Origin of the sequence: Oerskovia paurometabola (genome assembly GCF_016907365.1) — a bacterium.
In the GTDB taxonomy this organism is placed as follows: domain Bacteria; phylum Actinomycetota; class Actinomycetes; order Actinomycetales; family Cellulomonadaceae; genus Oerskovia; species Oerskovia paurometabola.
In genome coordinates this window covers 1,621,884-1,635,984 of sequence record NZ_JAFBBV010000001.1, presented here as the reverse complement: position 1 = coordinate 1,635,984, position 14,101 = coordinate 1,621,884, and the positions used below count along the sequence as shown (strand labels likewise).

Here is a 14,101-nt window from a genome sequence, read left to right as displayed (position 1 = left end):
GCGTCGGGCCCGCGTCGAGCCCGCGTCAGGCCTGCTCGGCCGACTCCTGGTACTCGCCGATGCGCTGCGCCAGCTTGGCGCGCCCCGCGTGCACCTGCGCCATGACCTTGCCGAGGTCCACCTCGAACTCCGCCAGGCGGCGGTCGCAGTAGTCGTCGGCGTCGACGCGCAGCTCCGCCGCGGTCCGCTCGGCCTCCTCGACGATCGCCCGGGCACGCGACTCGGCCTGGACCGCGACCTGCTCCTTCTGGACCAGCTCGATCGCCCGGGCGCGTGCCGTGTTGAGGATGTCCTCGGCCTGCCGGTTCGCGTCCTCCAGGACGGCGTTGGCCTCGGCCAGGACCTCGTCCGCGTGCGCGAGCTGCTCGGGCAGCGCCTGGCGCATCTCGTCGACGAGAGCCAGGGCGTCGGCCTTGTGCACGAGGACAGAGGACGACATGGGCATCGCCCGGGCGTTCTCGACGAGGAGTGCCAGGTCGTCGAGGATCACGTGGAGACCGGCCTCGGTCTGCGCCTCGTCCTCGGTCTGCCCGAGCGGGTGGTCGTTCATCGGCCTGTTCCTTCCGTGATGGGGGTCGCCTGCGTCGCCGGGGCCTGCGCCGCGCCCGCCCGTTCCGCGATCGCCCGGCGGACGACGTCACCGACCCCGGCCGGGACCAGGTCGTCGATGGGGCCGCCGAAGCGGGCCACGTCCTTGACGAGCGAGGACGCGACGTGGGCGAGTGCGGGGTCGCCCGGGACGAACACCGTCTCGACGCCCTCGAGGTGGCGGTTCATGAGGGCCATGGGCAGCTCGGCGTCGAAGTCCGCGCCGCCGCGCAGGCCCTTGACGACCGCGGCGGCCCCGACCTCGCGGCAGAAGTCCATGAGCAGCCCCGGCACGATCTCGACCCGGACGTCCTCGAGGCCTGGCGTGGCGTCGAGGGCTGCGCGGGCAATCTCGACGCGTTGCTCGGCGCTCAGCAGCGCGGACTTGGAGGAGTTGCGGGCGACCCCCAGGACCACCTCGTCGAACAGCGACCGCGCTCGGCGGACGATGTCGAGGTGGCCGAGGGTGAGGGGGTCGAAGGACCCCGGGCAGACGGCGATGGTCACCTCGCCACGGTAGTACACGCCCGCCGGGAATCCGGGCAGGTCAGGGCGGCGGGGGCCGCACGACCGTCCTGCGCGGGAGCCGCGGGCGCGGCAGGATGGGGCCATGCCTCCCGAGTCCGGCCCCGTCGTCGTCCCCCTGCGTTCCGTCGAGCAGCTCACGCAGCTCTACCGGGACGTCCTGCTCCCGTCCTTCCCGCCCGCCGAGCTCGTCTCGCTCGACTCGTTCCTCGCGGACCACGCGGCGGGGCACCTGGAGTCGTTGGGCGTCGTCGAGGTGCCCGACGGCGCCGCTCCCCTGGGCGCGGCGGGCGCGGCGGGCGCGGCGGGCGCGGCGGGCGCGGCGAGCGAGGGGCCGACCGGTCGCGTGGTGGCGGGCGTCGTCGGGTCCTGGTCGGCCGAGGCGCGTGTCCTGCTGGTGCAGTACCTGGCGATCGCCCCGGGGCGCCGCGGTGGTGGCATCGGTGCCGCGCTGCTCGGGGCCGCGGTCTCCGCGTGGCTGAAGGACCTGCGCCCGGTCATGGTGCTCGGCGAGGTCGAGCACCCGCGGTTCCATGCCGCGAGCGAGGCGCACGGCGACCCCGAGGCGCGGCTGCGGTTCTACGCCCGCCACGGGGGGCGTGTGCTCGCGTTGCCGTACTTCCAGCCGGGCAACGAACCGGGGGCCGAGCGCGTCCCGGCGCTGCTGCTCATGACGCTCGCGACCGAGGACCCGGAGGCGACGAGCGTCCCCGCCGCGCCGCTGCGCACGTTCCTGCGGGAGTACTTCGAGGCCAGCGAGGGGTCCCTGGCCGACGACGCCCCCACGCGTGCGCTGCTCGACGCGGTGTCGGGCGACCGGGTCGCGCTGCTCGGCGCGGACGAGCTGGACCGGGTGCCCGTGGGCCTGCTCGACAGTTCGTCGCTGCGGGCGCCGGTGGTCTGACCAGTCCGCCCGCGAGACGGGTGGTTCGGTCCCCGACGGGTGCTTTCGCGCGTGTCGGGGAGACCCGTCTCGGACCGAACCACCCGTCTGGCGCCCCGTCACCCGTCTCGCGCGGACCTCAGGAGGCGTCTGCCTGCGGCTCCTGAGGCTCCTCGGCCGTCGCAGGGCCCGCGTAGTACACCGCGGTCTCGCCGTAGTCCTTGCGGGCGAGCAGCTCCCACCCGGCCGGCCAGGTCGGTTCGGGGCTGCGCGTCGAGCGCTCGACCACGACGACCGCGTCCTCGACGAGCGCCGAGGTCTGCGCGAGCTGGCGCAGGAGCTCTGCGACGACGGCCTCCGACACGTCGTAGGGCGGGTCGATGAAGACGACGTCCCACGTGGTCGACGGGGGCGCCTGGACGAACTTCTCGGCCTTGTCCTGGACGACCTGCACGTTCGTCAGGGCGAGGGTCTTCACGTTGGCCCGGCAGACCTCGGCCGCGACGCGCGCCGCGTCCACGAGCACGACCCGCTGCGCGCCCCGCGAGGCGGCCTCGAGGCCCAGGGCACCGGACCCCGCGTACAGGTCCAGGACGTAGGCACCGTCGAGGACCCCGTAGTGCTCGAGCCGCGAGAAGATCGCCTCACGTACCCGGTCGCTCGTGGGCCGCGTCCCCTTGGGGGGCACCTGCAGGCTGCGTCCACCGACCGTCCCGGCCACGATCCTCGTCATGCGGACAGCCTAGACGGGCGGCACGGTCACCCTCGGCAGCCCAGCGCGTCCCCCTCGGCGGGCAGGAGCGTCACCCCCGTTCCAGGAACTCCTCGCGCTCGGGGTCGAGCTGGCTCGCGATCGCGGCGCGCAACTCGGGGTGCCCCGCCAGGTCCGGGTCGGCCGCGATCACCTCGGCCGCGTCGGCGCGTGCCTGCTCGATCACCGCGACGTCCTTGACGACGCGCAGCAGCCGCAGCGAGCTCGCCCTGCCGGACTGGGCCGCGCCCAGCACGTCGCCCTCGCTGCGCAGCTCGAGGTCCACGGTCGCGAGGCGGAAGCCGTCGGTCGTCTCGGCCATGGTCTCGACGCGGACGGCCGCGGGGGTGCCGGGCTCGACGGTCGAGACCAGCAGGCACAGCCCCGGCGCCGCCCCTCGGCCCACGCGGCCACGGAGCTGGTGGAGCTGCGAGAGGCCGAAGCGGTCGGCGTCGAACACGACCATGACGGTGGCCTCGGGGACGTCCACGCCGACCTCGACGACTGTCGTGGAGACGAGCACCTGGACCGCCCCGGACGCGAAGTCGGCCATGACCTTCTCCTTGTCCGCGGGCGCCATCTGCCCGTGCAGGACCCCGACGGCGAGCCCACGCAGCGCGGGCACGCTCGCGAGCTCCTCGGCGACCTCGAGCACCGCGCGCAGCGGTGGGCGGTCGGAGCCGGTGGCGCTCTCGTCGAGGTCGAGGAAGTCGGGCACCTCGTCGAAGTCGTCGGTCCGCTTCTTCTTCTTCGCGGTGGCGCGCGCTCCGTCGTCAGCACCCGGGTCGGCCGCAGGCTCGTCGGGGTGGATCCGTGCGCACACCACGTAGGCGCGGTGGCCCGCGTCGACCTCCTCGCGCACGCGCTGCCACGTCCGGTTCATCCAGGCCTCGTTGTCCGCGGGGACGACGTGCGTCGTGATGCCCGCGCGTCCGGCCGGGATCTCGGTGAGCGAGGACGTCTCGAGGTCGCCGAACACGGTCATCGCGACCGTGCGCGGGATGGGCGTCGCGGTCATGACGAGCAGGTGCGGGCTCGTGCGGGCCTTGGCGCGCAGCGCGTCGCGCTGCTCGACGCCGAACCGGTGCTGCTCGTCGACCACGACGAGGCCGAGGTCCGCGAACTGCACGTTCTCGCTCAGCAGCGCGTGGGTCCCGACGACGATCCCCGCCCGGCCGCTCGCCGCGTCGAGCAGCGCGCCCTTCTTGGCCGCGGCGCCCATGGACCCCGTGAGGAGCGCGACGCGCGTGCCGTGGTCCGCCCCTCCCAGCATGCCCTCCTCCGCGAGCGGCCCCAGCAGGGTCCGCAGGGTGCGGGCGTGCTGCGAGGCGAGCACCTCGGTGGGCGCCAGGAGCGCGGCCTGCCCTCCGGCGTCGACCACCTGGAGCATCGCGCGCAGCGCGACGACCGTCTTGCCCGAGCCCACCTCGCCCTGGAGCAGGCGCTGCATGGGCCGCGAGCGCGCGAGCTCGCCGGAGATCTCCTCGCCGATCTCGCGCTGGCCGGCCGTGAGCGTGAACGGCAGGGACGCGTCGAAGTCCGCGAGCGCGCTGGGCTCGCCCGGTGCGCGCAGCGGCCGGGCCGTCGCCTCCTCGGCCTCGGCCCGCGCGCGCCGCTGGGCGAGCGCCGCCTGGAGGACGAACGCCTCCTCGTAGCGCAACCGGTCGCGGCCGTGCTGCCACTGGCGCGTGTCGAACGGCTCGTGGACGTCCTTGAGCGCCGCGTGCCGCGACCCGAACCCGCGGGCCTCACGGACGGCGGGCGGCAGCGGGTCCGGCACCTCGTCCTCGGTCAGCGGGTCGAGGACCTGACGGACGGCCTTCTGGATGCGCCAGCTCGGGATCGAGGCGCTCGCCGGGTAGAGCGGGATGGGGCGGCGCGCCTCGATGAGGGCCGACTCCTCGTCGTCGGCGTCGACCCCGATGACGAGGTAGTCCGGGTGCGTGAGCTGGCGGGCCCCCCGGTAGGCGCTCACGACTCCCGTGAACAGGCCCGTGCGGCCGGGCTGGAGACGGCTCTCGTGCGTCCGCAGAGCGCCCGTGCCCTTGGCGAAGAACGTCAGCGACAGGCGGTGGACGCCGTCGGTGACCTCGGCCTGGAGCATGGCTCCGCCGCGAGAACGCATGGCCCGCACGGTCGCCTGGACGACCCGAGCCATGATCGTGACGTGCTCGCCCAGCACCAGGCCGCCGAGGTCGGTGAGCTTGCCCGGGTCGCCGTACCGGCGCGGGTAGTGCCCGAGCAGGTCGCCCGTGGTCTCGAGGCCCAGCTTGGCGAGGGCGCCCGCCGAGCGTGGGCCGAGGACCTTGGTCAGGGGTTCGGCGAATCGGTCGACCGGCCCGGTCACCAGGTCGCCCGCGAGGCGTCGCGTGCCCGTCAGGTGGTCTGCGTCCGCCCCCGGGGCGGCGGCACGAGGGTCGCTGCTCATTCTGCTCCCAGCTCCAGGTCGGCGTGGTCGCGTCCGGAGTCGAGGACGACGACCTCGATGCCCGGGACGCACTGACGGGCGATGCCCGCGACGACGTCGACCACGACCGGGTCGACCCAGCGTCCCGGCAGGACGGTCAGCACCTCGTCGTCGGCGCGGAGGAGGCCTTCGAGCGCGGGTCGCACGAGCGTCCCGTCCGCGGGCACCTGGACCGCGCGGACCTCCTCGAGGGTCGCCTTCATGAGGGCGACGGCGTCGGCGGCGGCGGAGCCCAGGGTCGCCGCCGCGAGCGCGGCCACGACGTGCAGGTCGGTGGGGGCGTCGAGCACCTCGATGCCGCGCAGGTCGCCGGCGCCCTGGCCGACGAGCCCCTCGGCCTCGCGCGCGGCGTCGGCTGCGCCCGCGCTCCCGGGCAGGACCGCGACGGTGCGCGCACCGGTGTCGACGGCCACGCGCAGCACCTCGCCCGGGGTCGGCACGTGATCGGTGGCGAGGAGGACGACGGCACCGCTGCGGGCCAGGTCCGGCACGAGGCCGGGGGCCGACGTGATCGCGACGACGCCGTGCTCTGGCACCTCGCCCGATGTCGGGAGCGCGTGCCCGTGCAGGCTGCCCCGCGCTGCGACCTGCGTCGCGAGGTGACGCACGCACACCTGGCGCAGCCGGGCTCCCCGGGCACCGCCGGCCGCGGCCCGGGCGGCCTGGACGGCGCGCGCGGGGTCGTCGGTGTGCACGTGCGCCTGCCAGACGCCCTCCCCCACGACCACGACCGAGTCGCCGACCTGCGCGAGAGCCGCCCGTAGCGCGTCGGCGAGCGGCGGCGTCGCGGGGGCCGGAGCGTCGGTGCCGTCGGTGCCGTCGGTGCCGTCGGTGCCGTCGACCACGAGCATGACCTCGAACTCACCGTCGATCCCGACGGGCGCGTGCTCGCCGGGCGCTGCGCCCGCCACGGGCACGACGACGCCGCTCGCCTGCGCGGTCGTCCTGCCCACGAGGGCCGCGCCGGGTGCGGGCACCGACGTGACGTCGGTCACGTCGTCGACGCCGGTCGTCCCACTCGTCATGCGGGCCATCGTGCCGTCGGCCACCGACAGCGCGCCCCTCGTGCCGAGCCCGAGACCGGGGCCGTCGTCGACGGCTCCCAGCGCGTGGCACAGCGCGTCGAGGACGAGCACGAGCCCGAAGGCCCCGGCGTCGAGCACGCCCGCGCGGGACAGGACGTCGAGCTCTCGGGGGCTGCGCAGCATGGCCTCGTGCGCTCCCGCGCGCGCCGCGCGCACGACGCCGCTCAGGTCTGCCCCGGCCTCCGCCGCGGCACGGGCCGCGACGGCGGCCCCGTCGGCCGCGGTGAGGATCGTGCCGGGGACCGGGACCGCGACGGCCGCGTAGGACGAGCGGGCCGCGGCCTCGAGCCGGGTCGCGACCCGCAGGGAGCCCACGGGCTCGTCGGCCACGGTGGTCGCGCCCGCGAAGCCGCGCAGGTACTCGCTGAGGATCACGCCCGAGTTGCCGCGGGCCCCGATCAGGGCGCCCCGCGCGAAGGCGAGCAGCACGGTGTCGACGGGCGCGCCGTCGGGCACCTCGCCCACGGCCCGTGCGCCCTCGGTGACGGTCAGGAAGAGGTTGGTCCCCGTGTCCGCGTCGGCGACGGGGAAGACGTTCGCGCGGTCGATGCGCGCCCGGGCCTCGCCCAGCGCCCGGACCGTCTCCGCCACCCACGTCCGCACCACCGCGGGCTCGATGTGCTCCGTGCCGTCCGTCACGCTCGTGGGGCTCCTTCGTGGGGGTCGGGCACGCGAGGGTGCCGAACCCCCGCAGAGCCTGCGATACTTACCGGACCACCGTAGTCCGCCCCGCGCGCTGCACCACGCACGCTCTCGGGGTCGGTTTGGGGTGGAGGGTGGCTATCGGCTACCCTATGGAGGTTGCCCGGACAGATCCGGGCGACCACGGACGTTCCCCGGCACGCGCTGGTTCGGAGCGTTCACCCCACAGACCATTCACTACGTCGCCGCTGTCCTTTCGCGGAGGCGTGCACGACGATCAGGAGAAATCGTGGCTGCCAACTGCGAAGTCTGCGGCAAGGGCCCGAGCTTCGGGCACAGCATCTCGCACTCGCACATCCGTACGAAGCGTCGCTGGAACCCGAACATCCAGCGCGTCCGTGCGATCGTCTCGGGTACCCCGAAGCGTCTCAACGTGTGCACCTCGTGCCTGAAGGCCGGCAAGGTCGTCCGTCACGTCTGAGCCTTCCCGCTCGTTCGCCGAAAGCCCGTCAGGACTCGTCCTGGCGGGCTTTCGCGTTCCCGGGAACTCCCGGATCAATCGGCGCGACGCTGCATGGGCCGAGCCCGGAAGTGCGCCCTCTCCCCCTGGGGGCCGTGCAGGACGAGGAGCTCGACCGGGTGCTCGTCGGCGTTGAGGATCGCGTGCGGGGTGCGGGTGTCGAACTCCGCGGCCTCGCCCTCGCCGAGCACCAGGTCGTGCTCACCGAGCAGGAGCCGCAGCCGCCCGCCCAGGACGTACAGCCACTCGTAGCCCTCGTGCACCTTGGTCTCCGGCAGCACGTCCGAGGTTCGTCCGTGCAGGACCTGCTTGTAGGCCTGGACCCCTCCCGGCCGGCGGGACAGCGGCAGGATCGTCGAGTCGCCCCTCTTGACGGGCCGCGCGTGGATGCGTGGGTCCCCCGTGGGCGGGGCGCCGACCAGCTCGTCGAGCGGGACCTCGTGCTCGCGGGCGAGGGGCAGCAACAGCTCGAGCGTGGGGCGTCGCCCCCCGGACTCCAGCCGGGACAGGGTGCTCACGGAGATGCCCGTGCGGTCGGACAGGTCGACGAGGGTCAGCTGGCGCCGCTGGCGCAGCGCGCGCAGCCGGGGCCCGACGGCTTCTAGGGCTGCGGCGAAGGGGTCGTCCGATGCGTCCGCTGGTGCGTCCATGCACCTCAGTTTGCCACTCCGGCAACAGGAATTGCCACCGGGGACGCCGTGCATCGATGCTCGACGAGGAGGTGGTCCCCATGACCCGCACGAGTACGACACCCGCCACGGGTGAGATCCCGCACACCGACAGCACTCCCGGCGTCTACGACGTGATCGTCGTCGGAGGCGGCGCGGCCGGGCTCAGCGGAGCCCTGACGCTCGCCCGCGCCCGGCGCAGCGTCCTGGTCGTCGACGCGGGCCGCCCCCGCAACGCACCGGCCGCGCACATGCACGGCTACCTGTCGCGCGACGGCGAGAACCCCGCCGCGCTCCTGGCCGCAGGACGCGGGGAGGTCACGGCATACGGCGGTCGCATCACGCAGGGCACGGTCGAGGCGGCGACCCCGCTGCCGGACGGCGGGTTCGAGGTCCGGCTCGAGGACGGGAGGGACCTGCGCGCCCGTCAGCTGCTCGTCACGACCGGCCTCGTCGACGAGCTGCCCGCGGTGCCCGGGGTCGCCGAGCGCTGGGGCAAGGACGTCCTGCACTGCCCGTACTGCCACGGCTGGGAGGTGCGCGACCAGGCCGTGGGCATCCTCGCCACGAGCCCGATGGCGCTCCACCAGGCCCAGATGTGGCGCCAGTGGACCGACGACGTGACGCTCTTCCTCCACGGGTCCCCCGCGCCCGACGCGACGACCCGCGCCGCGCTCGACGCCCGCGGCGTCAGGGTCGTCGACGCCCTGGTCGAGGCCCTGGACGTCCAGGACGACGCGCTGCACGGCGTACGACTGGTGTCCGGCGAGGTCGTGCCGTGCGCCGCGCTCGTGGTCGCACCCCGCTTCACGGCCCGGTCCGCGGTCCTGGAGTCCCTGGGGATCGAGACCGCGGAGCAGGTCGTCGACGGCACCGTGGTCGGGACGTACGTGCCCTCCGACCCGATGGGAGCGACCACGCTGCCCGGGGTCCGCGTCGCCGGCAACGTCACGAACGTCATGGCGCAGGTCGTCGCCGCCGCCGCGGCCGGGGTCCAGGCCGCGGCGGCGACCAACGGCGACCTGATCGCCGACGACGTCCGACGGGCCGTCGTCCCAGGCACCCTCGACGGCCCGCAGGCGGCAACCGCCAAAGGCTGAGAGGATCGGTGGACGACGGACCGCGAGGGGCGACGCCGACGACCGCGTCACCCCTCGTCGAAGCCGACATCACATCCCCTTGGGGAGATTTGCTGAAGATCCGGACAAAGAGGGTTGGCGGATCTCCACGGAAGTGGCAGGATTTGGTCATGGTGACGGAACTCAACGAGGTAACGATCCGCACGGCGACACCGCAGGACGCGGCATCGATCGCCCAGGTGCACATCGCGTCCTGGCGCGGGGCCTACGCCGGGATCGTCCCCGACGAGTACCTGGCCTCTCTCGACCACGACCAGCGTGAGGCGGCCTGGACCTCGAACCTCACGAGCTCGGGCGCCGACATCCTGCTCGCCGAGGCCGACGGGCGGGCCCTGGGATTCGCCAGCATCGGTCCGGCCCGCGACGAGGACGCCGACGACGGCGACCTCGAGATCTACGCCATCTACCTCGACCCCGAGGCCTGGGGCCGCGGCGTGGCACGTGACCTGATGCGGACCATGCTCGGCAAGGTCCCCCCGCGCACCCCTGTGTCCCTGTGGGTGCTCAAGGACAACGACCGCGCCCAGCACTTCTACCGTCGTCACGGGTTCGCCCCGGACGGGGTCGAGCGACGCGACGACATCGGTGGTCGCGACCTCACCCAGGTGCGGTACCGCCGCAGGTCCTGACCGCGGCCGACCCGCCCGCACCCGCGCTCCCGTCGAGGGGGTCACCCCGCGTGGGGTGACCCCCTCGCCCTCGTCCAGCGGATCAGCGGCTCAGCCCCGGAAGTGGTCCCACCCGACGCCGCCCCGCGGCGCGGCCCCGTCGACCGTGACTGCCGGACGCGCGTCCGGCCCCGGTCGTCCCGCAGCCACCACGTGCCCGACCGCCCGGAAGGCCGCCGGGAGGACCGTCCCCGCAGGGAAGGTCGCGAGCAGCCCGTGGTCCTCTCCGCCCGTCAGGACCCAGTCGCGCGCCATCGCCGCCGGGTCGCCCGACCCCGCGTCCGCTGCGGCGGACGGCCACTCCCCGGGCGGGCGGCGACCCGTGGCCGAGCTCACGGCGGACGCCGCCCGGGCGAGCCGTGCGAGGTCCGCCGCGAACGCGTCGAGGGCCAGGTCGATCCCGACTCCGCTCGCGCGCGCGACGCGTCCCGCGTCCCGCAGCAGGCCGTCGGACAGGTCCAGCATCGCGGTCGCTCCGGCGTCGGCTGCCGCGGTCCCCGCGGCGAGCGGCGGCTCGGGTCGCAGGTACGCGTCGACCAGCTCCCGGTCCACGTCCCCCAGGTCGTGGTCGAGCAGGGCGAGCCCCGCGGCGGACCACCCCCTCCGCCCGGCGTGCGCGACGACGTCGGACACCTGGGCGCCCGAGCGCAGGACCGGCGCCCGCCCGCCCAGGTCCCCGTGGACCGTGACCGCGACGACCACGTCGTCGCCGCTCGACAGGTCTCCCCCGACGACGGCCGCACCGCTCGGTGCGCACGCCGCGGCGAGGCCGCGCGCGAGGCCCGTGACCCACTCGACGGGCAGGTGCCCCGGGATCACGAGCGAGACCACGAGCGACGTGGGTCGCGCACCCATGGCCGCGACGTCGGCGAGGTTCTGCATCGCGGCGCGCCACCCGACGTCGTACCCCGTGGACCACTCCGGGCGGAAGTGGCGACGCTCGACCAGGACGTCCGTCGAGACGACGAAGCGGCCGTCGGGCGCGCTCACGACGGCCGAGTCGTCGCCGGGACCCACGAGGGTCGCCTCGCCCGTCGGCAGGAGCGGGAAGATCGCCGCGAGCAGCTCCTCCTCCGAGGTCTCGCGCACCAGGGTCGGGTTCTCGTTCGGATCGGTCACGGCGCCACCTTACGCGGGACCGGCGCACCCGCTGGAGCGGCTACCGTTGGAGGGTGCTGAACGCCCCTCGTACCCCTGCCCGACGCCGGACGCTCACCGGGATCCTGCTGGTCGCCGTCGCCGCGGGCCTCGGTGCCTGTGCACCGACCATCGGTGTCCCGGTCGCGGACGACGCCGCGGACCCGAAGTGCGCCGAGGTCGTCCTCGCGGTCCCCGACGAGCTCGGTGGCCTGCCCAAGATCAAGACCGACAGCCAGGCCACCGCCGCCTGGGGCGAGCCCGGTGCGGCCGTGACGCTGCGCTGCGGCGTGACCCCGCCCGAGCCCACCACGGTCGGATGCATGGGCGTGCCGAGCACCGCGGGCAGCGTCGACTGGATCGTCACCGACGACGGCAAGAACACCTGGACGTTCGTGACCTACGGCCGCGACCCCGCGGTGGAGGTCCAGATCCCGCCGAAGGTGCAGCAGACCCAGTCCACGTCCTTCGTGTCCGACCTCAACCGCGCGGTGTCCAAGGTCGAGCAGACGCGCTACTGCATGTGAGTCGCGCGGCCCGGGCGGGCGCCGTGCTGGGTGCGGCGCCGGCCGGGGCCCGGCTCAGCGCAGCCCGGTCGGGCGCTGCAGCGCGAGCTGGATGAGCTCGTCGATCAGCTCCGGGTACGTGATGCCGGACTTCTCCCACATGCGCGGGTACATCGAGAACGGCGTGAAGCCCGGCATCGTGTTGATCTCGTTGACGATGACCTGGCCGTCGGTCGTCACGAACACGTCGACGCGCGAGAGCCCCTCGGCGCCCACGGCCTCGAACGTGCGGACCGCGATGTCGCGGACCTCGTCGACGAGGTGCGGCGGCAGGTCGGCCGGGCAGCTCAGCTCGACGCCCGCCTCGTCGAGGTACTTGGCCTCGAAGTCGTAGAAGTCGTGGTGCGCGTCGGTCACGACGATCTCGCCGGGCAGCGACGCCCGCGGGCGCTCGCCCTCGCGCCCACCGAGGACCGCGCACTCGATCTCGCGGCCCACGACGCCGGCCTCGACCAGGACCTTGGGGTCGTGGCGCCGCGCCTCGGCGATCGCCGCGGGCAGGTCCGCGAGGTCGTCGACCTTGGTGATCCCGAGGCTCGACCCGGCGCGGGCGGGCTTGACGAACACGGGCAGGCCCAGGCCCGCGACCGTCTCGGTCCAGGCGGCCGGGTTGCGGTCCCACTCCCCCGGGCGGATGACCGTGTACGGCGCGATGGGCAGGCCCTGGCCCGCGAGGACGAGCTTCATGAACTGCTTGTCCATGCCCACGGCCGACGCGAGCACGCCCGCGCCCACGTAGGGCACGTCGGCGAGCTCGAGCAGGCCCTGGAGCGTGCCGTCCTCGCCGAACGGACCGTGGAGCAGGGGGAAGACGACGTCGACCTCGCCCAGCTCGCGCGGGAACTCGCCCGGCTCCAGGACGCGCAGCGCACGCTGCCCCACCGCGAGCGGCAGCAGCACCTCGCCGCCCGTCGCCGTGACCTCCGGCAGGTTGCCGGGCGTGATCTCCCAGCGCTCGGGCTCGTCGGCCGCGAGGACCCACTGCCCCGCCTTGGTGATCCCGACGGGGATGACCTCGTAGCGCTCGCGGTCGATCGCGCGCATCACGCCACCCGCGGTGGCGCACGAGATCACGTGCTCGCCGGAGCGTCCGCCGAAGAGGATGAGGACGCGCGTCTTGCGCGCGGGAGCACTGGGTTCTGGCTGGCTGGACATCGCCGACGACCCTACCGGAACCGCGTGCGACAGCGTGAACAGGAACGGGGGCAGACGAGGCGCCCGGGAGGTGGACGGGCGGTGGTAGAACGGGGGCATGACCTCTCCGCTGCTGACCGACGACCTGCTCGACCGCATCCGCTCGCGCGCCGCGACCTACGACCGGGAGAACTCGTTCTTCACCGAGGACTTCGAGGAGCTGACCGCGGCCGGCTACCTGAAGGCGTTCGTGCCCGTCGCGATGGGTGGCCCGGGACTGGGCCTGCGCGACGTCGCGCACGAGCAGGTCCGCCTCGCGGGCGCTGCGCCCGCGACCGCGCTCGCCGTGAACATGCACCACGTCTGGACCGGCGTCGCGCGCTACCTGTACGAGCGCGGGGACCACTCGCTCGACTTCGTCCTGGAGGAGGCCGCGCGCGGCGAGGTCTTCGCGTTCGGCTACTCCGAGCCGGGCAACGACCTGGTGCTCTTCGGGTCCCGGACGCAGGCCCGCCCCGACGGCGAGGGCGGCTACTCGTTCCACGGCCGGAAGATCTTCACGTCCCTGTCCCCCGCGTGGACGCGGCTGGGCGTGCTCGGGATCGAGACGGCCACCGAGGACGGCCCCACGCTGGAGGGCGACCCGCGACTCGTGCACGCGTTCGTGACGCGCGAGGGCGGCGGCGTCGACGTGCTCGACGACTGGGACACGGTCGGCATGCGCGCGAGCCAGAGCCGCACGACCATGCTCGTGGGCGCGCACGCCCCGGCCGACCGGGTCGTGCGGCGGTTGGCCCCCGGACCCTCGACCGACCCGCTCGTGCTCGCGATCTTCACGACGTTCGAGATCCTCCTCGCGTCGGTGTACACGGGCATCGGCCGGCGCGCCCTCGAGCTCGCCGTCGAGAACGCCCACCGACGTACCTCGATGAAGAGCGGCGGCAGGCCGCTGTCGCAGGACCCCGACATCCGCTGGCGCGTCGCCGACGCGGGCATCGCGATGGACGGGATCTACCCGCAGATCGACCAGCTCGCAGGAGAGATCGACGCCCTCGTGGACCGTGGCGCGGGCTGGTTCACCGCGGTCGCGGGCCTCAAGGTGCGCGCCACCGAGACCGCGCGCGTCGTCGTCGACCAGGCGATCCGGGTGTCCGGCGGGTCGTCCTACTTCGCGTCCTCCGAGCTCGGGAGGCTCTACCGCGACGTTCTCGCGGGCATCTTCCACCCGTCCGACGACGAGTCCGCGCACTCGACGTTCGCGAGCGCGCTGCTGGGGCCGCTCGAGGACTGAGGCGACTCTCTCTCCCACCTGGCGGTTGCCCGCGGCA

The 14,101-nt window shown here is 74.3% G+C and carries 14 protein-coding genes; 6 read left to right on the top strand and 8 right to left on the bottom strand.

All coding sequences use genetic code 11. The features are described from left to right. Window positions 1–25: 25 nt before the first annotated feature. Both JOD48_RS07335 and coaD read right to left on the bottom strand, forming a co-directional pair. Window positions 26–550 (bottom strand): hypothetical protein, encoded by a 525-nt coding sequence (locus JOD48_RS07335; RefSeq protein ID WP_191789255.1) that lies wholly within the window; start codon window positions 548–550, stop codon window positions 26–28. Then, window positions 547–1,095 carry a pantetheine-phosphate adenylyltransferase gene (gene coaD, locus JOD48_RS07330; protein ID WP_204808319.1) on the bottom strand — a complete coding sequence of 183 codons (549 nt, stop codon included), beginning with the start codon at window positions 1,093–1,095 and terminating at the stop codon, window positions 547–549. The genes JOD48_RS07335 and coaD overlap by 4 nt, the downstream gene beginning before the upstream one ends. A 103-nt stretch (window positions 1,096–1,198) precedes the next feature. Here coaD and JOD48_RS07325 point away from each other — a divergent pair, with 103 nt between their 5' ends. After that, window positions 1,199–2,017, top strand: coding sequence for a hypothetical protein (locus JOD48_RS07325; RefSeq protein ID WP_204808317.1), 819 nt, complete (start codon window positions 1,199–1,201; stop codon window positions 2,015–2,017). Window positions 2,018–2,135: 118 nt separating this feature from the next. Here JOD48_RS07325 and rsmD read toward each other — a convergent pair whose 3' ends face one another. The 3 genes from rsmD to JOD48_RS07310 all read right to left on the bottom strand — a co-directional run bounded on the left by rsmD (window position 2,136) and on the right by JOD48_RS07310 (window position 6,938). Next, a complete protein-coding gene (rsmD, locus tag JOD48_RS07320) occupies window positions 2,136–2,729 on the bottom strand; it encodes a 16S rRNA (guanine(966)-N(2))-methyltransferase RsmD (protein WP_191789258.1) in 594 nt (197 codons plus the stop codon). Between the two features lie 70 nt (window positions 2,730–2,799). Continuing rightward, a complete protein-coding gene (locus JOD48_RS07315; RefSeq protein ID WP_204808315.1) occupies window positions 2,800–5,175 on the bottom strand; it encodes an ATP-dependent DNA helicase RecG in 2,376 nt (791 codons plus the stop codon). After that, window positions 5,172–6,938 carry a DAK2 domain-containing protein gene (locus tag JOD48_RS07310; RefSeq protein WP_204808313.1) on the bottom strand — a complete coding sequence of 589 codons (1,767 nt, stop codon included), beginning with the start codon at window positions 6,936–6,938 and terminating at the stop codon, window positions 5,172–5,174. Before JOD48_RS07310 ends, JOD48_RS07315 begins: the two co-directional genes overlap by 4 nt. A 292-nt stretch (window positions 6,939–7,230) precedes the next feature. On the opposite strand from JOD48_RS07310, the gene rpmB reads away from it, so the two are divergent. Then, window positions 7,231–7,422, top strand: a complete 192-nt coding sequence (rpmB, locus tag JOD48_RS07305; RefSeq protein ID WP_030150850.1) for a 50S ribosomal protein L28 — start codon at window positions 7,231–7,233, stop codon at window positions 7,420–7,422. Between the two features lie 74 nt (window positions 7,423–7,496). Here rpmB and JOD48_RS07300 read toward each other — a convergent pair whose 3' ends face one another. Further along, on the bottom strand, window positions 7,497–8,111 hold the full coding sequence (locus JOD48_RS07300; RefSeq protein WP_204808311.1) for a helix-turn-helix domain-containing protein: 615 nt from the start codon (window positions 8,109–8,111) through the stop codon (window positions 7,497–7,499). Window positions 8,112–8,191: 80 nt separating this feature from the next. Here JOD48_RS07300 and JOD48_RS07295 point away from each other — a divergent pair, with 80 nt between their 5' ends. Together JOD48_RS07295 and JOD48_RS07290 are read left to right on the top strand one after the other, a co-directional pair. Further along, on the top strand, window positions 8,192–9,229 hold the full coding sequence (locus JOD48_RS07295) for an NAD(P)/FAD-dependent oxidoreductase (protein WP_204808309.1): 1,038 nt from the start codon (window positions 8,192–8,194) through the stop codon (window positions 9,227–9,229). Window positions 9,230–9,378: 149 nt separating this feature from the next. After that, a complete protein-coding gene (locus JOD48_RS07290) occupies window positions 9,379–9,897 on the top strand; it encodes a GNAT family N-acetyltransferase (protein ID WP_191789263.1) in 519 nt (172 codons plus the stop codon). A gap of 90 nt (window positions 9,898–9,987) precedes the next feature. Here the strand turns inward: JOD48_RS07290 and JOD48_RS07285 are convergent, their stop codons facing one another. Next, window positions 9,988–11,055, bottom strand: coding sequence for a thiamine-phosphate kinase (locus JOD48_RS07285; RefSeq protein ID WP_204808307.1), 1,068 nt, complete (start codon window positions 11,053–11,055; stop codon window positions 9,988–9,990). Between the two features lie 53 nt (window positions 11,056–11,108). Here JOD48_RS07285 and JOD48_RS07280 point away from each other — a divergent pair, with 53 nt between their 5' ends. After that, window positions 11,109–11,600: a DUF3515 domain-containing protein gene (locus JOD48_RS07280; RefSeq protein ID WP_307824027.1), complete on the top strand. Its 492-nt coding sequence runs from the start codon at window positions 11,109–11,111 to the stop codon at window positions 11,598–11,600. A 54-nt stretch (window positions 11,601–11,654) separates the two neighbouring features. On the opposite strand, the gene JOD48_RS07275 is transcribed toward JOD48_RS07280, so the two are convergent. Then, a complete protein-coding gene (locus JOD48_RS07275) occupies window positions 11,655–12,794 on the bottom strand; it encodes a D-alanine--D-alanine ligase family protein (protein ID WP_191789265.1) in 1,140 nt (379 codons plus the stop codon). Between the two features lie 97 nt (window positions 12,795–12,891). Here JOD48_RS07275 and JOD48_RS07270 point away from each other — a divergent pair, with 97 nt between their 5' ends. After that, window positions 12,892–14,064 carry an acyl-CoA dehydrogenase family protein gene (locus JOD48_RS07270; RefSeq protein ID WP_191789266.1) on the top strand — a complete coding sequence of 391 codons (1,173 nt, stop codon included), beginning with the start codon at window positions 12,892–12,894 and terminating at the stop codon, window positions 14,062–14,064. Window positions 14,065–14,101: the final 37 nt, after the last annotated feature.